The organism is Roseateles asaccharophilus, from assembly GCF_004362405.1.
In the GTDB taxonomy this organism is placed as follows: Bacteria; Pseudomonadota; Gammaproteobacteria; order Burkholderiales; family Burkholderiaceae_C; genus Kinneretia; species Kinneretia asaccharophila.
Genome location: NZ_SNXE01000005.1, coordinates 205,818 through 228,444 on the forward strand (window position 1 = coordinate 205,818; position 22,627 = coordinate 228,444).

Below are 22,627 nucleotides of genomic sequence, written 5' to 3' on the forward strand. Positions count from 1 at the left end.
TCAGTTGGCGTAACGCTTGCTGCGCAGGTTGCGCTTGATTTCCTGCAAGAGGGGGCGCAGGTTCTGCTGGCCCAGCTGCAGGGCAACGCCCGTGGTCAGGATGTCGACCGCGATCAGGTGCAGCAGGCGCGAGACCATGGGGCTGTAGCGGTCGAAGTCCTCGGGGTGATCCACGGCCAGCAAGACCTGACCCGGCGCCTGCCCCATGGCGGCCAGGGGTGAGCCGCTGGCCGTGATGATGATGGTGGTCGCGCCCTTCTTGCGCGCGATCTCGGCCGCATCCATCAGGTCGCGACTGCGGCCCGAGTTGGAAATGACGACCGCACAGTCGCCCGGGCCCAGCATGGTGGCACTCATCAGCTGCACATGGCCGTCGCTGCACGCGATGGTGTTCACGCCCAAGCGGAAGAATTTGTGCTGGGCGTCCTGGGCCACGATGCCGGAGTTGCCCACGCCGTAGAACTCGATGCGCTTGCCCTGGCGTCCGGCCTCGGTCAGGGCAGCGATGGCGCGCTCAAAAGCATGGCTGGCCGCGTCATTGCGGTAGTGCAACAGGGCGGCCACGGCGTTGTCCACCACCTTGACGATCAGATCGCCGGGCTTGTCGTCCTCGTCCACCGCGCGGTGCACAAAGGGCACGCCCTCGTTCACGCTGCCGGCCAGCTTGAGCTTGAAGTCCGCCAGGCCGTCATAACCCACCGAGCGGCAAAAGCGCACCACCGTCGGCTTGGATACATGGGCCCGGTCCGCCAGCTCGCTGACCGGCAGATTGGCAAAGGCCCGCGCGTCGGCCAGCAGCAGCTTGGCCACCCGCTGCTCGGCCGGTGGCAGGGCCGGCAGGGCCGCCTTGATTCTCTCCAGCATGCTCATTACTGTTCCTCGGCCCAGCTGAAGCCCTCGCGGGCCACCAGGGCGCTGGCCGCGGGCGGGCCCCAGGAGCCGGCGCTGTAGGTGCGGGGGCCGGCAGGGTCCTGGGCCCAGGCATCCAGGATGGGTTCCACCCAGCGCCAGGCCTGCTCCTGCTCGTCGCTGCGCACGAAGAGGTTCAGGCGGCCGGCAATGGCATCCAGCAGCAGGCGCTCGTACGCGCCCACACGGTCGGCGGCAAAGGCCTTGTCGAAGTCCAGGTCCAGCGACACCGGGGCCAGGGCTTCGCCATGCGCGCCGCCCTTGGCGGCCTGCAGGCGCAGCTCCAGACCGTCCTCGGGCTGCAACTTGATCACCAGCTGGTTGGGCCGGTTGGCGCCCGGGAAGATGGGGTGGGGCACGGGGCGGAAGTTCACCACGATCTGCGCGTCGCGCGCCGCCAGGCGCTTGCCGGTGCGCAGATAGAAGGGCACGCCGGCCCAGCGCCAGTTCTGCACCTCGGTGCGCAGGGCCACAAAGGTCTCGGTGCGGCTGTCGGCCGGCACCTTGGCCTCGTCCAGATAGCCCACCACGGCCTTGCCGTCCACGGTACCGGACCGGTACTGGCCGCGCACCACATCGCGGGCCACCGAGTCCGGCGTGAAGGGCTTGAGCGCGCGCAGCACCTTGAGCTTCTCGTCGCGGATGGCATCCGCATCGTTCGAGCTGGGCGGCTCCATGGCGATCATGGTCAGCAGCTGCAGCGCATGGTTCTGCACCATATCGCGCAGGGCGCCGGTGCCATCGTAGAAGGGGCCGCGCGTGCCCACGCCCAGGCTCTCGGCCAGGGTGATCTGGATGTTGGCGATGCTCTCGCGGTGCCACAGCGGCTCGAACAGGGCGTTGCCGAAGCGCAGTGCCATCAGGTTCTGCACCGAGGGCTTTCCCAGATAGTGGTCGATGCGGAAGGCCTGGCTCTCGCTGAAGACCGAGCGCACCACCTTGTTGATCTGCTGGGCGCTGGCCAAGTCGTGGCCCAGGGGCTTCTCCAGCACCACGCGCACGCGCGGCTCGTTCAGGCCGGCCGCGCCCAGCTGTTCGCAGATCTGGGTGAAGAGATGCGGGCTGGTGGCCAGGTAGAGCACCACGGTATCGGCCTGACGCTCGCTCAGCCATTCCTTCAGGCGCTGGTAGTGCTCGGGCTGAGACAGATCCATGCGCCGGTAGAAGACCTGGGCGGCAAAGCGCTCGAACTCCTCGTCACTGGGGCGCTTGGAGCCTTCGACCTCGCGGAAGCGCTCCTTGAGCCATTCGCGGTAGCGCTCGTCGGGCATCTCGTCACGCGCCACCGCCAGAATGCGACCGCCCTCGGGCAGCTTGCCGTGGCGGAAGGCCTGGAACAGGGCCGGCATCAGCTTGCGCCAGGTGAGGTCGCCGGTACCGCCGAAGAAGACAAGATCGAATGACATGCTGCGCGCGCTTCTCTTACGAATGTTTTGTTGATGTAACGAAGTTACCGGATTTATGATGCACGAGTTTCTTGCAGGGGTCAATCCGGGCCGGCGCGGCAGGTTCTAATAAGGACTGTTTTCCCTTCACGTCACGAAGACCATGAACCAGCTCGATCAACTGAAGTCCTACACCACCGTCGTTGCCGACACCGGCAACTTCCTGCAGCTGGCCCAGTTCGCGCCGCGCGACGCGACGACCAATCCCTCGCTGATCCTCAAGGCCGTGCTGCAGCCGGAGTATGCCCCCCTGCTGGCCGAGACCGTGGTGGCCCACAAGGGCCTGGCCCTGGACGAGATCGTGGACCGGGTGCTGGTGCGTTTCGGCCTGGAGATCCTGAAGGTGGTGCCGGGCCGCGTGTCCACCGAGGTGGACGCCCGTCTGTCCTTCGACCGCGCCGCCACCGTGGCCCGTGCGCGCCGCATCATGGCGCTGTACGAGGCCGCCGGCATCCCGCGCGAGCGCGTGCTGATCAAGATCGCCTCCACCTGGGAGGGCATCCAGGCCGCCGCCGAGCTGGAGCGCGAAGGCATACGCTGCAACCTGACCCTGCTCTTCTCCTTCTGCCAGGCCGTGGCCTGTGGCGCCGCCGGCATTCAGCTGATCTCGCCCTTTGTGGGCCGCATCTACGACTGGTACAAGAAGAGCGCCGGCGCGGCCTGGGACGAGGCGGCGAGCGCCGGCCTGAACGATCCGGGCGTCAAGTCGGTCACCCAGATCTTCAACTACTACAAAAAGCATGGCGTCAAGACCGAGGTCATGGGTGCCAGCTTCCGCAATATCGGCCAGATCCAGGCGCTGGCCGGCTGTGACCTGCTGACCATCAGCCCCGAGCTGCTGGCCCAGCTGCAGGCTTCGGAGGCCGCGCTGCCACGCGCGCTGGACGCCGAAGCCGCGCGCGCCGCGGACATTCCCGCGGTGGCCTACGACGAAGCGGGCTTCCGCTTTGCCCTCAACCAGGATGCCATGGCCACCGAGAAGCTGGCCGAAGGCATCCGCCTGTTTGCCGTGGACGCCGGCAAGCTGGACCAGCTGATCGAAAAGAGTCTTTGATGCTGTATTCGCGTTGTGACCAGAGCCCGGCCTGGGCTGCGCTGCAAGCGCATTACCAGGGCGGTGGCCGCGACTTCGACCTGCGCCAGGCCTTTGCGCAGGACGCCGGGCGCTTTGCCGCCTGGTCCTTCGAGGCGCCCGAGGTCTTTGCCGACCTGTCCAAGAACCGCATCGACGCACCCACCCTGCAGCTGCTGCTGCAGCTGGCGCGCGACTGCGGTCTGGAGTCACAACGCGATGCCATGTTCAAGGGCGAGCCCATCAACCACACCGAGGACCGCGCCGTGCTGCACACGGCGCTGCGCGCCCCGGCGGGGCAGGGCCTGTTCAGCGACGAGGTGCAGCAGTCGCTCGCGCGCATGCTGGACTTTGCCGAGAGCGCGCGCGACGTGGCCGCCAGCGGCTTCCGCGATGTGGTGCATATCGGCATCGGCGGCAGCGATCTGGGGCCGGCCATGGTGGTGCAGGCCCTGGCGGCCTACACCCAGGCGGGTCAGCGCCTGCACTTCGTCTCCAATGTGGACGGCCATGATCTGGCCGCCGTGCTGCCGGGCCTGCGGCCCGAGAGCACGCTCTTCGTGATTGCCTCCAAGACCTTCACCACGCAGGAAACCCTGGCCAATGCCCAGGCCGCCAAGGCCTGGTTCCTGGCCGCGGGCGGCAGGGATGTGGCGCGCCACTTCGTGGCCACCAGCAGCAACACGCAGGCAGCCGGGGCCTTTGGCATCACCACCAGTTTCGGCTTCTGGGACTGGGTGGGCGGCCGCTACTCGCTGTGGTCGGTGATCGGCCTGCCGATTGCCATCGCCATCGGCGCGGCCAACTTCCGGGCCCTGCTCGAGGGCGCGCATGCGATGGACGAGCATTTCCGCCGCACGCCGCTGGAGCGCAATCTGCCGGTGCTGCAGGGCCTGATCGACCTCTGGTATCGCAATTTCCACGGCTTCGGCAGCCGCTCGGTTGCGCCCTACCACCAGGGCCTGCGCCGCCTGCCGGCCTATCTGCAACAGCTGGAGATGGAGAGCAATGGCAAGGGCGTGGACCGTGAGGGTCAGGCCTTGAGCTATGCCACCAGCCCGGTGGTCTGGGGCGAGGCCGGCACCAACGGCCAGCATGCCTACTTCCAAATGCTGCACCAGGGCACGGATGTGGTGCCGGTGGAATTCATTGCGGTGAAGACGCCGCAGCATGGCGCGCCCGCCGGCAGCGAGCTGGCGGCCCTGCTGCAGGACCAGCACCAGAAGCTGCTGGCCAACTGCCTGGCCCAGTCCCAGGCCCTGATGGAGGGCAAGACCGTGGAGCAGGCCCTGCAGGAGCAGGCGCCCACGGCCTCCAAGCGCCTTAGCCCGCTGGCGGTGGCGCGGCACCGCAGCTTCCCCGGCAACCGGCCCAGCAGCACCCTGGTGCTGGAGGCGCTGACGCCGCGCGCCCTGGGTGCCCTGATCGCGCTCTACGAGCACCGCGTTTTCGTCACGGGCGCGCTCTGGGGCATCAACAGCTTTGACCAATGGGGCGTGGAGCTGGGCAAGGCCCTGTGCAACCGCCTGCTGCCGCGCCTGGCCAGCGGTGACGCCACGGGGCTGGACGCGTCCACGGCCGGTCTGCTGGCCCGCCTACGCGCCTGAAGCTCTCTTTCCCGACGACGATGAATATTGTTTTCGACTTCGGCGGCGTGCTGTTCCGCTGGCACCCGCCGAGCTTTCTGGCCCGGGTCTGGCCGCACCGCGTGCCCGATGCCGAGGCGGGCCAGGCCGTGGCGGCCCAGTTCTTCCAGCAGTATGCGGGTGACTGGGGGGCCTTCGACCAGGGCCTGATCGGGGCCGACGAGGTGATCGCCCGTATTGCCGCACGCACCGGCTGGCTGGCCGCCGAGGTGGCCCAGGTGGTGGACGCGGTGGCGGACGAGCTGCAGCTGCTCTCGCCCACCGTGGCCCTGATCCAGGACCTCAAGGCGGCGGGCCACCGGCTCTTCTACCTCTCGAACATGCCCGAGCCCTATGCCGACCACCTGGAGCGCAGCCATCCGCTGCAGCAGTGGTTCGAAAACGGTGTGTTCTCCGGCCGGGTCAAGCAGTCCAAGCCCGGGGCGGAGATCTATCGCATCGCGATCGAGCGCTTCGGTGTGGCGCCCGAGAGCTGCCTCTTTCTGGACGACCACCCGGCCAATATCGAGGCGGCCCATGCGGCCGGCTGGCAGGCCCTGCACTTCACGACGGCCGATGCCGTGCGCCCTCAGTTGCGAGAACGCGGCCTGCTAGGGCTGTAGATCGGGATCTTCGGTCGGTGGCGCGGCCTGAACGCGGAAGCTCTCGCTGGCCCAGGCGCCCAGATCGATCTGGCGGCAGCGCTCGCTGCAGAAGGGCCGCCACAGATTGCTGGGCGCAAACACGCTGTCTCCGCCGCAGGTGGGACAGGGCACGATGCGCGGCGGCTTGTTGTCTGCGCCGCCCGTGACGGGCTTCATCGCGCTCATGAGCACAGCGTCAGCTCAAAGCTGGCGTCCTGATGGGCTGGCTTGAGCCGGCCCTCTTCGTCCTGCCGCATCAGGCGTATCGACACCATCAGGCGGTGGCCGCTGATCTCGGGGATCAGGCCCAGGCTGGGGTCAAGACGCATGCGCAGGAGCTGGTAAGTCTTGCCGGACGGCAGGCTTTGCTGGAACTGCCCGCCCTGGGCCGCCACCTTGTGGGGCGAGCCTGAGTCGCGCAGCAGGCCCAGCAGCACCTGCAGGGCTTCGGCCATGGGCATCAGGCATTGGGTCCACTGCATCAGGTCCTTGCGGCGGCGCACCGGCAGCAGCTGCTGCCAGCTGTAGTAGGCCGGCAGGTCGAATTCGCAGGTGCCACCCGGGATGCTGATGCGGCTGCGTATGCTCATGAGCCACTCATTGGCCGTCAGCGAATGACCGGCCTTGCCGCTGAGTGCATTGAGGCCGCTGAAGGCGTGGTCAATGCGGCGTATCACCTCGTCCAGCGCCTCCTCGGCAATGGCCGGGTTGCCGCGGTAGCCGTTGAGCTGGGTCTTGTGACGCTCCAGCTCCTTGAGCAGATCGGACTTGAGATCGGCGCGTGAGGCCACGTCCATGATCTCGAAGAGCGTGACCAGGGCAAAGTGATGGTCCAGCGGCGTCTCGCGGGCGATCAGCTGGCCCAGGCGATCGAAGAGATGCTCCAGCCGCAGCATCGTGCGGATGCTTTCGTTGAACGGGTATTCGTAGAGGACCAAGGGGGCCATTCCTTGCATGCCGGCTGACAGTGCCGCGCTTGGGGCCGATTGTTTCACAAGCTGCTGCCGATATCGGCAGCGCGTGCGCTGTGATCAGCGCTCCATGAAGCCCCAGTGCTGCATGAGGGCCAGGACTTGCCCCCGCAGGGCGACCAGATCCAGACCCTCGTTGTGGATCAGCACATCGGCCGCGGCGCGGCGCTGCGCCCGGCTGGCCTGTTTGCGAAGCACGGCCTCCACGCCCTCGCGGGTCCAGCCCGACCGCGCCATCACGCGCTGGATCTGGGTCTCGGTTTCGCAGTCCACCACCAGCACCCGGTCCACGCGTGCGCGCCAGCGGCCCGACTCCACCAGCAGGGGTACGTCGAAGACCAGCAGGGCATGGTCGGGTGCCGCCAGATGAGCCTGGCGCTCGGTCTCGGCACCGATCATGGGGTGCAGGATGGCCTCCAGACGCAGCAGGGCGGCAGGGTCTGCAAAGACGGCGCTACGCATGGCTGCGCGGTCCAGACCGCCATCGGCCGCGACCAGCGTCGGCCCGAAGGCTTCGCGCAGCGCGGGCATGGCCGCGCCCCCGGGCGCGGTCAGGGCGCGGGAGATGGCGTCGGTATCGATGATGGCAGCGCCGGCCTCGGCCAGCAGTCCGGCCACCGTGCTCTTGCCGGAGCCTATGCCGCCGGTCAGGCCCAGGCGCAGCGCTGCCTTGGGTGCTTCAGTGCTCAAGATTCAGGCCCAGCCCAGCCAGCCCATCACGCGGGGCGCGCCGGCGAACATGACGACCAAGCCACCGCCGGCCAGGAAGGGGCCGAAGGGCACATAGCGGCCTTCGCGCAGGCCGCCGCTGAGCTTGAGGCCTATGCCCACCAGGGCTCCGATCAGGGAGGCGCCCAGCACAATGGGCAGCAGCATCTGCCAGCCCAGCCAGGCTCCCAGCGCGGCCAGCAGCTTGAAGTCGCCATAGCCCATGCCCTCCTTGCCGGTGGTGAGCTTGAAAAGCCAGTACACCGACCACAGCGCCAGATAGCCGGCGATGGCGCCGATCAGGGCCTGCTCAAGGGGAAGGGTCCAGCCCAGCAGGGCGGCCAGCAGGCCGGCCCAGAGCAGGGGCAGGGTCATGGAGTCGGGCAAGAGGGTGGTGTCCCAGTCGATCAGGGCCAGGGCGAGCAAGGTCGCGACAAAGCCGCACCACAGCAGGGCCAGGGGCTGCGGGCCGACATGCCAGGCCGTGGCGGCAAAGAGCAGGCCGGTGCCGAGCTCGACCAGGGGATAGCGCAGGGAGATGCGCTGCTTGCAGCCGGCGCAGCGCCCGCCCAGGCGCAGCCAGCCCAGCAGGGGCAGGTTTTCATGCCAGGCGATGGCACGGCCGCAGTGCGGGCAGCGCGAGCGCGGCGTGGCAATGCCCAGGGGGGGCAGCTGTTCCAGATGGGTCTGCAGGGCTTGGGCACCTGCGGCCAGCTTGTCCGCCTGAGGCGCGGCGAGACCGGCGCGGCGAAGTTCCTGGGCGTCGGCCAGGTGTTCGCTGGATTCCAGCCACCAGCCGCGCTCCAGCATCAGGGGCAGGCGGTGTACCACCACATTCAGGAAGCTGCCGATGCACAGGCCCAGAATGCCCAGGGCCAGCGGCGTGAGCAGCCATTCGTAGTCTTGAATCATGAGCAAGGCGCAGGGGGAGAAGCGGGCTCAGACCACCTGGCCGAGCTTGAAGATGGGCATGTACATGGCGACCACGATGCCGCCGATCAAGCCGCCCAGGATCACGATGATGAAGGGCTCCATCAGGCTGGACAGGGCCTTCACCGCCTCGTCCACCTCGTCCTCGTAGAAATCGGCGGCCTTGGACAGCATATGGTCCAGGGAGCCCGACTCTTCGCCGATGGAGGCCATCTGCAAGACCATGGTCGGGAAGATGCCCGTGCTCTGCATGGAGGTGGTCAGGGACGCGCCGGTGGAGACATCGCGCTGGATCTTCTCGGTGGCCTCCAGAAACACGGCATTGCCCGAGGCACCGCCCACGGAATCCAGGGCTTCCACCAGGGGCACACCGGCGGCAAACATGGTGGACAGGGTACGGGTCCAGCGGGCCACGGCCGACTTGAACAGCAGTTCGCCAAACACCGGGATCTTCAGCAGGATGCGGTCCATGCGCTTTTGCATGGCCTCGGAGCGCTTCCAGCTCTGGATGAAGAAGTAGAGGCCGCCACCGATGCCGCCGAAGATGGCCCACCAGTAGCTGACGAAGAACTCCGACATGGCGATCACCGCCAGCGTGGGCGCCGGCAGGTCGGCACCGAAGGAGGTGAACACATCCTTGAAGGCCGGCACCACGAAGATCATGATCACGGCCACGACGATGAAAGCCACGCCCATCACCGCGATCGGGTAGGTCAGGGCGGACTTGATCTTGTTCTTGATGGCGACCGTCTTTTCCTGATAGGTCGCGAGGCGATCCAGCAACTGCTCCAGGATACCGCCGGCTTCGCCCGCCTCCACCAGATTGCAGTACAGCGCATCGAAGTACATCGGATGCTTGCGGAAGGACGAGGAGAGGCTGGTGCCGGTCTCCACGTCTTGACGGATGTCGTTGAGCAGGCGGGTCAGGCGCGGGTTGGTGCTGCCTCGGCCCACGATGTCAAAAGCCTGGAGCAGCGGGACGCCGGCGCGCATCATGGTGGCGAGCTGGCGGGTGAAGACGGCAATGTCCTTCTGCTTGATGGACTTGCCGCCGGCGGTGCGGCGCTTCTTGACCTTGCTGACCAGGATGCCCTGGCGGCGCAGGGTGGCGCTGACCATGGCCTCGCCGCCGGCACGCAGCTCGCCGCGCACGGTCTTGCCATTGCGGTCCTTGCCCTCCCACTCGAAGACAAATTCCTTGACGTTCTTGGCGATCGCGCCTGTTGCCATATCACCTCCAGGGCTGTGGACCCCGTCCCTTATTCATTGGTTGCCGACAGCACTTCTTCCAGCGTGGTCACGCCGGCCCGCACCTTGACCAGGCCGGACTGACGCAGATCGCGCACACCCTCGTTGCGGGCCTGCTCGGCAATGTCCATGGCGGTTCCTTCGGCCAGGATGATGCGCTGAATGGCCTCGGTGACCGGCATCACCTGGTACAAACCCACGCGGCCCTTGTAGCCGTTGTTGCAGCTGGAGCAGCCGACCGCCCGGTAAGGCTTCCAGCTGCCATCCAGATCTTCTTCGGCATATCCGGCGCGAAGCAAAGCCTCGCGCGGGTATTCCGCAGGTGCCTTGCAGTTCTCGCACAGGCGCCGCGCCAGACGCTGGGCCGTGATCAGCAGCACGCTGGACGCGATATTGAAGGGCGCCACGCCCATGTTCAGCAGGCGGGTCAGCGTGGTGGGCGCGTCATTGGTGTGCAGGGTGGACATCACCATATGGCCGGTCTGGGCGGCCTTGATGGCGATATCGGCCGTCTCCAGGTCTCGGATTTCGCCCACCATGATGATGTCGGGATCCTGACGCAGAAAGGACTTCAGGGCGGCCGAGAAGCTCAGACCCGCCTTGTCATTCACATTGACCTGGTTGATGCCCGGCAGATTGATTTCGGCCGGGTCCTCCACCGTGGAGATGTTCACCCCCGGCTGGTTAAGGATGTTCAGGCAGGTGTAGAGCGAGACGGTCTTGCCGGAACCCGTGGGGCCGGTCACCAGAATCATGCCGTAGGGCCGGTGGATGCAGGCCAGCAGGCGTTCCTTCTCGATCTTCTCGTAGCCCAGGGCGTCGATGCCCAGCTTGGCCGAGGAGGGGTCCAGGATACGGATCACGATCTTCTCGCCGAAGAGCGTGGGCAGGGTGCTGACCCGGAAGTCGATGGCCTTGCTGCCGAACTTGAGCTTCATGCGTCCGTCTTGCGGTACGCGGCGCTCGGCAATGTCCAGGCGGGAGATGACCTTGATGCGCGAGGACAGCTTGTCCTTGATGGCGATGGGCGGCTGGGTGATCTCGCGCAGCTCGCCGTCCACCCGGAAGCGCACCCGGTAGTGGTACTCATAGGGCTCGAAGTGCAGGTCGGACGCGCGCATATTGATGGCGTCCACCAGCATCTTCTGCAGAAAGCGCACCACGGGCGCGTCCTCGACGTCCGAGATATCGGCCGTCTCCTGTTCCGGGGCGGCCGTCTCCTCGGCGATATCGAAGTCGAAATCGCCCCCCGACATCGATTCCAGGGCCTCGGCGGCGCTGGCCCCGCTGCCCTGCAAGAGCTTGATGAGCTTGTCGTACTCGACGACCACCCATTCAGGAGACAGCTGGGTGGCGAACTTGATGCGCTCCACCACCTCCTGGTCGGTGGGGTCGGCGCCGCCGATGAAGAGCCGGTTACCGCGCCGCCCCAGCGGCAAGACCTGGTACTGCTGGGCCAGTTTGCCGTCGATGATGTTGGTGGGCAGACGCTGGGCGTCCATGGCGTTGAGGTCCAGCAGGGGCAGGGCCAGGGCGCCGGACAGGGTGTGGGCCAGCTCTGCCGCGGGCAGCGCGTTCGCGGCCATCAGGGTTGCGACAAAGCTGGACTTCTTCTCCCGGGCCAGGCGCACCAAATCCTCGGCGGTCTTGGCCGGCAGCTTGCCGGCGTTCACCAGCACCCGCGCCACGCCGGAGAGGCTGGAGTGAGGCGAGTCGACCAGGTTGGTATCCACGTTCATCGGGTTTATGTGCTGAGCCCGGGCTGCATGCCGCCAACGACAGTCGGCGCAGGATCATGGCCCACGGACCTTGCACTGTAAACCGAGCCGCACCCCTGGGCCCAGGGCGAACGTGGCGAAGCTCACGAATCGGGACATGGGTTTTGCAACTGATGTTTACAGGCATCGCCCCCTAGGGGCAGTGGGACGGATCTTGCCTTTTCACGCGCGAGCGCCTCGTCTTCTGTGCCGAGTCACGGCCGGATGTGGCGCAAGCCGTTGAAGTGGCGCCGTAGGTCGGCGGGGACGGCGAGCTGAAGCTTGTAGTTGGGGTGGCGTCGCGCTTGCGGATGCGGCAAGAGCTCTGTTGGCATGGCGGGTACCGAGGGTTGGAGTTGCACACCTGCGGTACACACTCTGACGCACAGCGCCGCTGCCGAAGCAATTGATTTACTTGGAAGTCCCTGCTGTGCAAGGAGAAAATGGTCGGGGTGAGAGGATTCGAACCTCCGGCCTCTACGTCCCGAACGGACGCCCCTTGCTGGAACGATGCTCCGATGAAATCGGCACTCGTTGAAAATCAATCACTTACGCCGTTCTTCGCGCAGCTGCGCGCAGCGGAACGAAGGGGCGTGGGACCGAAGTTTGGCACAGATTTGGCACAGAACAGAAGCGTGTGGCGACCCGCGTGCACGCGTAAAGCGACGCAGGTGAGCACCTTGCGCGGCTGCTTGCGCGGGCGGCTAAAACGCTTCCGCTAGACGTTGGACCTCAACTCCTGAAGCTCCAACATGACCGCCTCCACAGCCTTCAAGCCCATGTCCAAGGACGACGTGGCCGACGTGCTCGGCGTCTCTCTGCGCACCGTGGAAAACTGGGTCAACGACGGCACCCTGCCGGCGCCAGCCAAGCTCGGCAACCGTTGCTACTGGCTGCCGTCTCTCTTTTACTCGTGGCTTGAGCGGCGGCTGGGCGGCGGCGCTCCAGTTGCCGCTGACGTGGCGCCAGCGGTAGTGGCTCCCGCCGAAGCGGCGCCGGCGCAAGCGTCGCGAGCCCCAAAAGCCGGCCCGTTGCCTGAGGCTGAGCGGACCGCCAAGCCGAAGAAGCAGGCTTCGAAACGCGCTGCGTCGGTGGAACGCATGCGCGCCAAGGACGCCGCAGAAATTCAGGCGCTAATGGCTTGAAAGCCCGTGCCCCGCGTTCGGCCGTGACGCTCCGAGCTTGTCACCCGGCGCGGTAGCGTTCTCGGTCGAGGTAGCAAATGGCGCGCCGAAGTTCATCCGACAACCCAGCGTCGTTGCCGCCGTAGTGCTTCTCGAACCAAGCCAACAGCAGGGCGCGACAGTAAGCTTGGTCAATCTCGCCCAGCGGCACCGACCGGATGGCTTTTACCGCATGCCTCAGATGCGAGGCTGGCACCGAGGGTTTCACGGCGCCGGCCTTGTGTCGCTCGATGTACTCTGCCCGGAGGCGACTGCCTTCCGTGTAAGTCTCCTTCGGCGGCGGCAGATACAGCAGGTCATCGCCAGATAGGCGCTCGATGAGTCGCCTTCGGCTCGGACTTGTCGAGGGCAGCGTCGCCAGCCGGGCAACCCCGTCAGCCCGGGACAGCTTGGCCAGGTGCAGGAAGTAGTACGCAGGCAAGAACGCCGACGCCTCGAAGCAGATGCGGTCCAGGTACTCCAGCGGACCGCTGACGGCTTCCTCCTGCAGGAAGGCACGCACGATGTCCGGCGTGTTGATGGCCTTAGCGACGGTCTTCTTGGCGGGTCGGACGATGCCTGTCGGCATCGTCGATGCATCGCCAATGAGCCGGATGGTCGGCGACCCGGTCTTCTCGACGAACTCACCTTCCCTGATGAACTTCAACTGTGGGAGTAGAGCCTCGTCGATGACGAAGGACGAGCCGGGCGCCGTTCCCTTGCCCGTGGTGAGGTCCACCAGTGCCGTGTTCTGAATGCCGACCTTGGCAATCTGACGCAGCAAGCGGAACCAGGCCGCCTGCTCCGCCCTCCGCAGTTCTTCAAGAAGCTGCTGTAGCTCTGGATACCGGATGCGCTGCGTTCGCCCCCGATAGCGATAGTAGATTTCCCCCTCGATGAGATGCCGCTTGTCGCCTGTCACCGCCGCGATGACGGGCTTGCGAGCAGCCGGGAACACGTAGAACAGCAACAGCGTCTTCCCGGCGAACTCGACGGTCTTGACCTCCCAGTCGATTTCGACAGCAAAGACGTCGTTGAAGTAGCGTGAAATATCCGTCGGGTCCACGGCATCGAACTTCTTCGGGTCGATGCCGACGACGACGTGCGGCTTGTCCTTGACACCGAACACCAGATAGCCGCCCTTGTTGTTGGCGAAGGCGGCGATGGTGCGGGCGTACTCTTCACGGCCTGCCCAGTTGAAGCTGGACTTGAACTCCAGCCAGCCGCTCTCGCGCGAAACCAGCCGGTCGGGCTGCTTCGGCGACACCTGAAAAATCTGGTTCAGGTGTAGGGATGAGAACGGAGCAGACGCGGCCTGTATGCCGTCCGTGGTGGCTGCGACCTTGACCAAGGTTGTACCTCCCTGCGCTTGTGCTTTGCTAACAATGTTACGCAGACTAGGCGGCAGGGGGCGCCTCGCAGAACAAGAGGAGGTGTGGCGCACCGGCGTCGCGCCGAAGCCAAGCCGTGCGGGCCTCGTGCCCTGCACGGCTTTTCACTTCACCCACTCGCCGCGCACCGCGCCGACTTCGCGGGCCGCAGGCACAGTTGCCGCCTGTTCGTCTTCGTCGTCATAGCTGGGCAGGACAACCGAGTTCGGCAGATTGACGAACACGACCTTGATGCTGTCCCCGGCGATGCGGGCCTGGCCCTTGGCAGAGCCGGTCAGTCGCAACAGCGCGTCCTTCCAGCCGCCGCGTGCCCAGGCAGTGCCCTGGAACAGTTGACGCACGCCCAGGTGGTGCTGGGACGAGGCCACGGCCAGCGTCCAGCGCCCGGTGTCGGTATCCATGATGGTGCGCACGCCCAGCATCTCCAACTGAGTCTCAATCGGCCGGCGTGCGGCCTTGTCGCCCTTGAGAGCGGCCAGCAGGCGGACGGCATCGCGGATACGCACATGGCTCTTGACCTTCGCGCCGTCCTTCTCGGCGTGCAGGACGAACTTCCGGTCGAACAGCACGTTCAGGCAGGCTTCGCTGGGAGACTCCTTCTCGTCCGCCTTGGTCTCGCTCAATCCGAACTCGGCAATGAGCGCGGCCAGAGCATGCCGCGCCGGCATCGCGTCGTGTTTGAGCGCGATGTAGCCGGCCAGCATCGGGCTGAACGTGTCCGCCATTCGGTCCGTGTGCCCGATGTCTTGCAGCATCTGATGCACGGCCGCTCGCGCATCGCGCAGCAATTGTTGACGTTGCACCAGCAGCCGGCGAGCGCGGGCGCCAAGCTCTCGCGCCAGGTCGCCGTTCAGGTTGTTGAGCAGAGGGCTCTTCGGCTGGCCCGCTCGGTCCTTGCGGACCAGCGACAGGCGAACCGAGCGGCTTTCCAGCGCGTCGTCGAGTTCGGGCAGGTTGATGCCGCACATGGCGACACCCGCCGGCGGGTTGAGGTAGCGCAGGACTCCACCGTAGACGCGCGTGAACTTGCCTTTGCCCGGCGCCTTTGTGAAGCCGCTGTTGAACACCTCGGCCAGCTTGTCCATCTGCGACTTGCTGACCTTCAGGGGCTCGAACTCATCGCAAATCATCGCCTTGGAACTCTCTTGAACGGCGTTCAGGGCTTGGGCCACGGTGGGAACGCCGTCACGTCGCACGGCCTGCTGGCCCAGCAGTGCCGTTTGCAGGTCAGCCCAGGTGGTCTTGCCCGCGCCCTTCTCGGCGGTCACGATGAGGCTGGGGCTGTTCGGAAGAACCGCACCCATCGCCGCGCTGGCGTACCAGCCCATCGAAGCCTTCGCGCCCCAGGCCTGTTCGAACCCGAAGGACTCGAAGGTCGCTTCCAGCAGATGAATGTCGGCTACCGTGGCGCACGGCGTGTCGGGCTCGAAGCCGATGCTCGGCCCCGAGACATACACGCGCGAATGGCTGGGCGTCGTGTCGATGGGGGCGCCGCTCTCGTCGTAGACCGCGTTGCCGTAGTTGACGACCAGGCGTTCGCCGTCCAGATACAGCCCGGGGCCGCGAACGGCCTCGGGCTTTGCCAGCCCGAAGGCGTCGCACTCGTGGCGGATTTTGTCGGCCAGGATATCCGCTGCGAAGCTGCGCTTCTTGGTCTTGGGGTCGGTGACGCTGAAGTGCTCGCGGCAGTAGGCCACGCCGAGCTTGGCGAACAGGGTGGCCTCGTCGAGCTGCTTAGCGCCGAGGTCAACAATCTGGCCGGTCTTGCGCGACAGGATTCGATAGCTGCCGTCGAGGTTGAAGCCGGCGACATCGAACCCGCCTTCGTGGCGGGCAATCTCGGCGACGGAGTAGGTGAAATTGGTGCTGTTGGGTTCGGACTTGGCGGCCTTGTTGCCATTGCCGAACAGGACGGACAGAACGTTGTTTTGCATTTGGTATTCGTTTTTTTGTGCCAGGAGCCCTTTGGCTGCTGGCGAGTAGACGAAAAAAAAGCGCCTCGTGGCGCATGTTGGCTGTCGGCATCAGGTCGCCAGAGCAGCAATTACTGTGTCAATGAACCGGTAGCGCGGTGTCTCAATGCTGTGCTTCGCACGTCTCCAGCAGAGTCCACCGGCACGTGTTCATCATCGAAAATTCGAGGTAGTCCTCAATTTCCTCGGCAAAGAGCTCGAAGACGCTTTCCACTTGGTCGGCGGTCAGCTTGCCGTCACCGGGCAGCAATGCGTCGCCGACGGCAGTCGCCGTACCTGACCTGACTCGGTCGATTAGGTCGAATTCCTCGTCGTTGCCATGTGCGACCGTCTCAGGCTGAACACTGGCCAACAGGGCAGGGGAGAGCTTATAAATAATTTGCAGGACAGCAAAAATAGTGGGGTCCTGCATCATTTGAACTTTGCTTTTCATTTTTGAATAGGTAATGCGAACTGTCTTGACCTATCGCCAACAGTTCGATGAATTTGGTATGGAGGGGGGCGGCGCCAGCCCCGGGCGAGGCGGAAACTATTCCAACGCGTCGACCCCGAGACATGCCGTAAGGCGCAAAATGTTAAAGAGCACGACAACCGCGCACCACCGGTAAGGTGGGGGTCCGTCGTGCTCTTGCGCTGAGTTTTATTGCGCTGATGGATAGTTCGTTTACGCCATGCTGAAACTCTAGCAGGACTTTTGCGGTCCGGCCAAACGGCGTGCGTGAAGAAGTTCACGCGCCGCTGGCCAACCGTTCTGTGCGACCGCCTTCCAGACGCCACTGGGGAGACGGTCGACGCAGACGCTGCTATCGTCAATAAGGGGGCACGATGCATCTTCACACACAAGGGGACACGCACTCCTGTGAACTGGGTGCCCGCGCGCCCTGATGCCGCCCCGGGCCCGCTCAAATAGTCGTAGGCAGTCGCGACCGTCGAGCATCATGGGTGTGGCGTGCCGACAAGGCAGCGCGCGTCTTATCCACCGGCTTGGGCTGAACGCCTTGCGTTAGGAAGGATGCCAGTCAGCTGTGCTCACCGAGGCTGCGATGAGCTGTGCACTGCTCCCACTTCAAGCGAGTCCGTTGGCGCTGCTCTCGCGACTGTTTGGGGGAGGGGCTGCGGCACGCTAGGGAACGTGCCGACCGGTGTGGCTAGGTGCGCCTTGAATTGCTGCGGCTGCTAGCCTTGCCCCAATCTTGCGGCGTGGTCCAGCACGCAGATTGACAAAGCGGGCCGCTTCGACAATAGCAAATCCAAGGTAAGCTTGGGGGCGCTAGCTTGGTCGATATTGAACGGGAGCAAGAGCTTTGCCGAAATACTTCAGCATTCCTCAAATAAAAGCCGCTGTAGAGCACTTAAGCGCCTTTGACAGCAAATGGGTAATTCCACCACTGGTGTTCGCCTCGAATCAGGTCGACTTGGCACCAGAGTACAAGCCTCTGAATGTTCTTGGAAGTCCTGACGTCTATCTTGACAACTTCTTTTCTGGTGCACTGATTGGCTTGCAGATGCGGAGCGGGGGGAACTCCCTTCGTCCGAAATTCAGCGAGCTTCAAAGTAAAGGCAAAGTGCTTGACTCAACCGGAATTCCCATACCAGGTGCTGACTATCTGGTGCATCAAAAAGTTGTTCTGTGGGGAAGCGGATATTCTAGGAACGGCTACGAGGCGATGATTAATCGTGGTCAGCTGGAAAAGCAGCCGAATACAAGAAGTTCATTCCGACTTACTGCCGCTTTTCAACCGGCGTTCGAGGCTGGTTTGCCTGTCAGCTTTAGATTTGAAATGCTGCTTATCTGGCTATTTGCATTCCGCGAAATTCCTGATGCAGTCAATTCGTGGTCAGAGCTCTGGGGGAATTTTAAGACGACATTCCTTGGTGGTAACGATTTCCCCTTGGCGTATCGCGGCCGATTTTCGCTACAGAACCCAGCTCTGCCTTGGCCAGTGGACTTCCTTGCGCAGCGACCTACAAATCTAGATTATCAACGGGCACTAATACCAAGCGTCGTTGTTGAGCCGCTTGATGTGAATTTCTGGCAACGGATTCGAGTCGCGCTGGAAACTGAGATTCAACGTGGATATGAGGGGCTCTCCGCACAAGAACGAACGGAGCTCTCCCGGTTGGTGGTGAGTGGGCTTTCCGGTACTAAGCGTGTCTTCTTGCTCGGCGACCCCGGGACGGGAAAATCGACCTTGGCGAGGATAGTGAAAATGGCCTTCAACCAAGAGTTGGAGGCCACTCGTTTCTTTTGTATTGAATCTGAAATTACTGATAAGTCGACTGAAAGTACCTTGGTCGGGTTTACTGGGCTTGACGGCGGTTGGATTCCTGGGGTGCTTACTGCGGAGATTGATGGGCGTTCGTTGCTAAATGCCGAAGAAAGGTTGAGTGATGCTTCAGTCCGCAACCAAGTAAACTTGATAATTCTCGACGAGGCCAATCGAAAAGATATCGAAGTGTTACTGGCCCGACTCCAGACTTCCTTAGACTCTCTTTCGACAGACCCTAGAGACGATTCATCGAAAATATCGATTGGACGAGATGGTTTGCGTTACGTGTCCCCATTCACATACATCGTCATGACGGGGAATAGTCCGAAAGATGACGAGGGGCGAGTTGAGCAATCGCGGCCATTTAAACGTCGCCCATCTCTCATACGAATAACGAATCCGCTCGCAAAAGCTATATCAGGCATGAATGTGTCTGAGTTCTCAACGGTTTCCCAACGAATTTGGGAGCGGTGTGCGTCTGACTCGCAAGGATTTAGTAGAAGCGCCGATATTGTCGCCGCGCTTCATAGTGAAGTTGCCGCGATGACAGTTCTTCATTCGATATTGTGCTGCATGAACACGTTCGGGTTGGGTGTGTCATACGGGCTACTAAGAAAACTATGTGTTCTCATTGGAAACGAATGGGCCCTCGGGGCGGCTTCGTTTTCGGATGCTGTCGATGGGGCTTTGTGCGGGGGGATTTCGGCGCTGACCGGCGTAAGGACGACCGTCGATGGTGCTAGCTTGCGTGCTGCCCTCTTACAGGTGGCTAACCTGCAGGCGGCATTTCCCCGGTTCTATGATTTCGTGTCTGGCACGCTCGCCGAGACATCAGAATACGGCACTGTAGTACCGCACTTCTAATCCGCCTTTCCGCATGTCGTCCGTTTCAGTTTTAGTAACGCTGCGAGAAGTTTCGACAGGAAAGATTGTTTCCGAAGTCGGTAAGTTTGGCTTGCGTAGAATTTTCGAAAGGGATGCTCTCGTACCAATTCACTTGACACTCAGGGCTTCGAATGTACTCTTGCATTTCAAGCTGGTTGGTATTGCGGGGAAAAGTTCGATTCTCTTCATAAGGGACGGGCACGCAAGCGAGGCAATTAATACCTCTGAAGAAGCAGTAGTTAGCCAGTTTTTACTTGAAGATGATATAGAGCGCCATACTTTGGTGATAACGGTTGGGGCTAGACTTAGTCTCAGCTTCGATGTCAGTCTGCATGCGTATAGGACTTGGACAAAGGAGCGGGCCGCATATGTCTCCGCACCCAAGTGGAACGAGCTTGAGCTCGCTCTTGCCGCAGAAACATATCTTCGTGGGCGGCCAAAGAATTCTCGGAATCGGGCAACATTCGACAGCAGGCAAATGAGACTGGTCGATGAGCCTGGTCTATCGCACGCTCAGCGCCTGATGCTTCTGCATGACGAACTTGTGAAGGGCCTCGGTCTGTTGGCTCAAACCAATGCGGCCGATTTGGTTCACGATTACGGCATTCTTGAAGACGTCGATATCGACATCGAGGAAACATTAGAGTTTCTTCGCTCTCACCCCAGCATATTGCGGGAGTCCTGTAATGGACCAGTCATTTTCCGAGGTGCTCGCTATACGCCCGCGAAAGTTCTGCCGAGGGCGGAGCTAAGCCGGCGATTAGACCTCAGCGTTCCGCTGCATGTATTGGCGCAAGCTAGAGAAGCGCTGAGCCAAGATAAAGTGCTTGGATTAGCGAGTGTATTAGTCCGGGAATTATCGCAGTCGCTGATGCGATTTTCAGCAACTGGCCAAACGGCAAGCGCTGAAAAAATATCGTCTTGGTTTGCAAAGACTCCAAATACCCTAGTTGCCCGCGCTCTTAAAACCAACGTTTTCCGTATCTGGTGGTTGTGTTTAAGATTGACTTCTGTGAGCGACGCGACAACCTTGACGTCGAGGGTGTTGCGGGATGGCTTTCGGGACTTCGACTTGTTTGAATGGGCCGTGTTGCATGGAGTAGCTGAGGCCTTGAGTCTAGGAGCGCCAAGACCAAATCTGCATGAAGCAAAAATTCGATGCGGCGACTCGACGGTAATAAATCCCAATGCTTCCGGGGGTGCCCAGCTGGTTTCAGAATTGCTCCCTGGCTGGCGAGATTCAACAAGCTTCAAATCAAACTTTAGGCCCGACTTGGTTATCAACTATTATCAGCGTGCCGCTATTCCCGTAGATGCAAAATTTCGTGTTGCAGATGGATTTCTTGACCCGTGCAGCGCTGGTAGCCTGAAGGAAGTACAGGCTTACTTGAATGAATTTGGGTCATGCGGTGCCTTGATAGTCGTCCCGCTAATCCCAGCATCGCTGGATGGCAGCGGCTCTGGTGCAGTGAGGGTCGCAGGAGATATCTTCGGGCGAGAATATCGAGTTTGGATACTGGAGTACTCGCCCGCGCTCCCTGGTTTCAGCGATAACTTGTTTAGAGCGTTAGAAGATATCGCCCAGTTATCAGATTTCTACTCGGCGCCATGAGACTTTTCCGGTGATTGCCGCGTTCCCGGCTTTCTAAAGTTCATCTTGTTCCCAGGCCACTGCTCCCAAGATTTTGGTTCGTCCCGAAGTGCTGTAAAGAAAGACTCTTCCTGAATTGACGTTGCGCCGGATTTGGTCAGAAATTGCTGCACCTGTTGTAGATACATTGAGCTCATGTCAATCCCGACCGCATGCCTACCCAGGCGCAGAGCAGTGTCAACGGTAGTTCCGCTTCCGACGAAGGGGTCAAGCACCTTTCCGCCAACTGGCGATGCGGCCTCGACGCAGCGTTTTACCAATTCACTGGGAAACGCCGCATTGTGGTCGATGCGTACATTTCGTTCAATCGGGATATTCCAGACGTCTTCCTCCGGCAGCGCCGACCGGTCGAAGCTGTAGAAACGACTCTTCGTGAACATGAATAGATGTTCATACTGCCGGTGAGGACGGTCTCTTGCAGTCGGTTCGGAGAATGCGTTGCATCTGTTCCAGATGATGTCGCTGCGAAGTGTCCAGCCCCTGCTTTGCATTTCAAACGCGAGCTTCCAGGGCACACCAATCATGCTTTTCTTCGGAATATCCCAGCCGCTCTTGTCCACCGCGCGGAGCTTTTTTCTCATAAATTGACGAGAACTGCAGCGCGGGTCCTGTCCGTGTGGCTGTCCGTTTCCAGAGTAGAAAGTATCACCGATATTAAGGAAGAACACCCCCTCTGGGTGCAACGTGCGTTTGACTTCATCAAAGATGTTAGCCAATGCATTTACGTACTCGACGAGTTCGTCCTCGTGACCAATTTGCCCCTCGTATCCATAGTCCCTAGCCCAGAAATATGGGGGCGAGGTAACCGCGACATTGAACACGTCGCTGGGGAGTGTTTTCAACACCGAGAGAGAGTCACCGAGCAAGAGTGAGGCCTTCGCGCCATCACGTTCGCAGAAGAACTTAGGCGGCACAAGCGCCTTGGCCTTGGCCCCCAGGCCCTTCTTTGCCGGCGCCGCCGAATGTGTCGTCACAGACCCTTTGCCGGTACCGGTTTCGTAGTCGATGTGCTCGGTTGTCGTGAGGCTCATGCTCGGCTGCTCTGTCTGATGCATTGTCTGACTCCACACTGTGCCTGAAAGGGCGCCAAAGGGGAGGACTTGCGTAATAATAGCACTATGATGAATCAAAAAGCAAGTGTTGACAAATCAAAACGGGTGTTTTGATGGAAAAAGTAGTCTTAAAGGAGCTTGTGTCGGCTGGGGCTGTGATTTCCGTAACAGCTCGCGGAGTGCCCGGCGGGTACGTGCTCGTGGTCAACACTGAGGCAGGGGAGCGTTTGTTGTCGTTGCAGCGGGGGCAGACCCGTGTCTTCAGCAAATTGGAAACCGTCGCCAGCTTCCTTCACGACATTGGGCTCACACGCTTTTCTGTCGACACAGGGTCATGGGCTCCCCTTGGCCTGGTCTGACTCCACGCCCCGTCAGGCCAAACGCGGGACTTACTAGGCACGCCCTTCGCATTGGGTGCTTCGGAGGACGATGAGCGCTAGGTCTCGGTGCGTGCCGAGTTACGTTGCGTGACGCTTGGCATTGGCAAACGCCTGATGGTGTGTCGGCTTCCACACGAGGGACGCTGAAGCGATGCCCGCTTCCACCCACGGCTAGCACAACGCCATCGCCAATGATGGTCGATTCGCGCTTGACAAAACATCTCGCCACGCAGTCACAGGACCTGAAGCACCAACTGGACCTGCTGGCGGCAGGCTCAGTTTGGGGTGTAGCGGGCTGGCCGGTTGGTCATTCTTCGTGTCCCCTGGAGTTTGCCATCCGACTTGGCCCAGGGCACCGCCTTGCCCGTGTCGGTAACGCCGTCATGCGGTAACGGCGCCTGAGCGCTTGCAAGGCAGCGTGTTTCGGTGTGACCCAGTTCCGAGCCGGAGGGGCCGGCCGTGCTTGAACCCGGCGGCTCCGGCTAGTGCACGGTGGCCCGCCGTGTGTCTCGGCGCAGATAAAACTGTGTGCCTATACAGCTACGTCCATCAA

At 62.5% G+C, this 22,627-nt stretch carries 18 protein-coding genes; 6 read left to right on the top strand and 12 right to left on the bottom strand.

Annotation, left to right across the window (positions count from 1 at the left end; genetic code table 11):
• A complete protein-coding gene (locus DFR39_RS12805) occupies positions 1–864 on the bottom strand; it encodes a MurR/RpiR family transcriptional regulator (RefSeq protein WP_133603964.1) in 864 nt (287 codons plus the stop codon).
• Between the two features lie 5 nt (positions 865–869).
• Positions 870–2,315, bottom strand: coding sequence for a glucose-6-phosphate dehydrogenase (gene zwf, locus DFR39_RS12810; protein ID WP_133603965.1), 1,446 nt, complete (start codon positions 2,313–2,315; stop codon positions 870–872).
• A gap of 142 nt (positions 2,316–2,457) precedes the next feature.
• Here zwf and tal point away from each other — a divergent pair, with 142 nt between their 5' ends.
• From tal to DFR39_RS12825, 3 genes are read left to right on the top strand one after another with little or no spacing between them, the layout of a single operon-like run.
• Entirely contained in the window at positions 2,458–3,408 is a 951-nt protein-coding gene (gene tal / locus DFR39_RS12815) for a transaldolase (RefSeq protein ID WP_133603966.1), read from the top strand.
• Complete coding sequence (gene pgi / locus DFR39_RS12820) at positions 3,408–5,033, top strand: glucose-6-phosphate isomerase (RefSeq protein WP_133603967.1); 1,626 nt, start codon at positions 3,408–3,410, stop codon at positions 5,031–5,033. Before tal ends, pgi begins: the two co-directional genes overlap by 1 nt.
• 20 nt (positions 5,034–5,053) lie before the next feature.
• Complete coding sequence (locus DFR39_RS12825) at positions 5,054–5,674, top strand: HAD family hydrolase (protein WP_133603968.1); 621 nt, start codon at positions 5,054–5,056, stop codon at positions 5,672–5,674.
• On the opposite strand, the gene DFR39_RS12830 is transcribed toward DFR39_RS12825, so the two are convergent.
• The 6 genes from DFR39_RS12830 to pilB all read right to left on the bottom strand — a co-directional run bounded on the left by DFR39_RS12830 (position 5,663) and on the right by pilB (position 11,291).
• Entirely contained in the window at positions 5,663–5,881 is a 219-nt protein-coding gene (locus DFR39_RS12830) for a DNA gyrase inhibitor YacG (protein ID WP_246030819.1), read from the bottom strand. The genes DFR39_RS12825 and DFR39_RS12830 overlap by 12 nt on opposite strands.
• Complete coding sequence (gene zapD / locus DFR39_RS12835; protein WP_133603969.1) at positions 5,878–6,633, bottom strand: cell division protein ZapD; 756 nt, start codon at positions 6,631–6,633, stop codon at positions 5,878–5,880. Before zapD ends, DFR39_RS12830 begins: the two co-directional genes overlap by 4 nt.
• A 93-nt stretch (positions 6,634–6,726) precedes the next feature.
• Entirely contained in the window at positions 6,727–7,356 is a 630-nt protein-coding gene (gene coaE / locus DFR39_RS12840) for a dephospho-CoA kinase (RefSeq protein WP_211343863.1), read from the bottom strand.
• 3 nt (positions 7,357–7,359) lie between these two features.
• Positions 7,360–8,286, bottom strand: a complete 927-nt coding sequence (locus DFR39_RS12845; protein WP_133603970.1) for a prepilin peptidase — start codon at positions 8,284–8,286, stop codon at positions 7,360–7,362.
• Between the two features lie 27 nt (positions 8,287–8,313).
• Positions 8,314–9,534: a type II secretion system F family protein gene (locus DFR39_RS12850; RefSeq protein ID WP_133603971.1), complete on the bottom strand. Its 1,221-nt coding sequence runs from the start codon at positions 9,532–9,534 to the stop codon at positions 8,314–8,316.
• 29 nt (positions 9,535–9,563) lie between these two features.
• Positions 9,564–11,291, bottom strand: coding sequence for a type IV-A pilus assembly ATPase PilB (gene pilB, locus DFR39_RS12855; protein ID WP_133603972.1), 1,728 nt, complete (start codon positions 11,289–11,291; stop codon positions 9,564–9,566).
• A gap of 770 nt (positions 11,292–12,061) precedes the next feature.
• On the opposite strand from pilB, the gene DFR39_RS12860 reads away from it, so the two are divergent.
• Positions 12,062–12,454, top strand: a complete 393-nt coding sequence (locus tag DFR39_RS12860; protein ID WP_133603973.1) for a helix-turn-helix transcriptional regulator — start codon at positions 12,062–12,064, stop codon at positions 12,452–12,454.
• A gap of 40 nt (positions 12,455–12,494) precedes the next feature.
• Here the strand turns inward: DFR39_RS12860 and DFR39_RS12865 are convergent, their stop codons facing one another.
• The 3 genes from DFR39_RS12865 to DFR39_RS12875 all read right to left on the bottom strand — a co-directional run bounded on the left by DFR39_RS12865 (position 12,495) and on the right by DFR39_RS12875 (position 16,269).
• The gene (locus DFR39_RS12865) at positions 12,495–13,823 is read right to left on the bottom strand and encodes an ATP-binding protein (RefSeq protein WP_162849521.1); all 1,329 of its coding nucleotides are present in this window, start codon (positions 13,821–13,823) and stop codon (positions 12,495–12,497) included.
• Between the two features lie 144 nt (positions 13,824–13,967).
• A complete protein-coding gene (locus tag DFR39_RS12870; RefSeq protein ID WP_133603975.1) occupies positions 13,968–15,797 on the bottom strand; it encodes a nucleoside triphosphate hydrolase in 1,830 nt (609 codons plus the stop codon).
• A 142-nt stretch (positions 15,798–15,939) separates the two neighbouring features.
• A complete protein-coding gene (locus DFR39_RS12875) occupies positions 15,940–16,269 on the bottom strand; it encodes a hypothetical protein (protein ID WP_133603976.1) in 330 nt (109 codons plus the stop codon).
• An 871-nt stretch (positions 16,270–17,140) separates the two neighbouring features.
• Between DFR39_RS12875 and DFR39_RS12880 the strand changes: the two genes are divergently transcribed.
• Both DFR39_RS12880 and DFR39_RS12885 read left to right on the top strand, forming a co-directional pair.
• Positions 17,141–18,970, top strand: a complete 1,830-nt coding sequence (locus tag DFR39_RS12880; RefSeq protein ID WP_133603977.1) for an AAA family ATPase — start codon at positions 17,141–17,143, stop codon at positions 18,968–18,970.
• A gap of 13 nt (positions 18,971–18,983) precedes the next feature.
• Positions 18,984–20,603 carry a hypothetical protein gene (locus tag DFR39_RS12885; protein WP_133603978.1) on the top strand — a complete coding sequence of 540 codons (1,620 nt, stop codon included), beginning with the start codon at positions 18,984–18,986 and terminating at the stop codon, positions 20,601–20,603.
• On the opposite strand, the gene DFR39_RS12890 is transcribed toward DFR39_RS12885, so the two are convergent.
• Positions 20,588–21,673: a DNA-methyltransferase gene (locus DFR39_RS12890; protein ID WP_162849522.1), complete on the bottom strand. Its 1,086-nt coding sequence runs from the start codon at positions 21,671–21,673 to the stop codon at positions 20,588–20,590. The genes DFR39_RS12885 and DFR39_RS12890 overlap by 16 nt on opposite strands.
• Positions 21,674–22,627 lie beyond the last annotated feature (954 nt).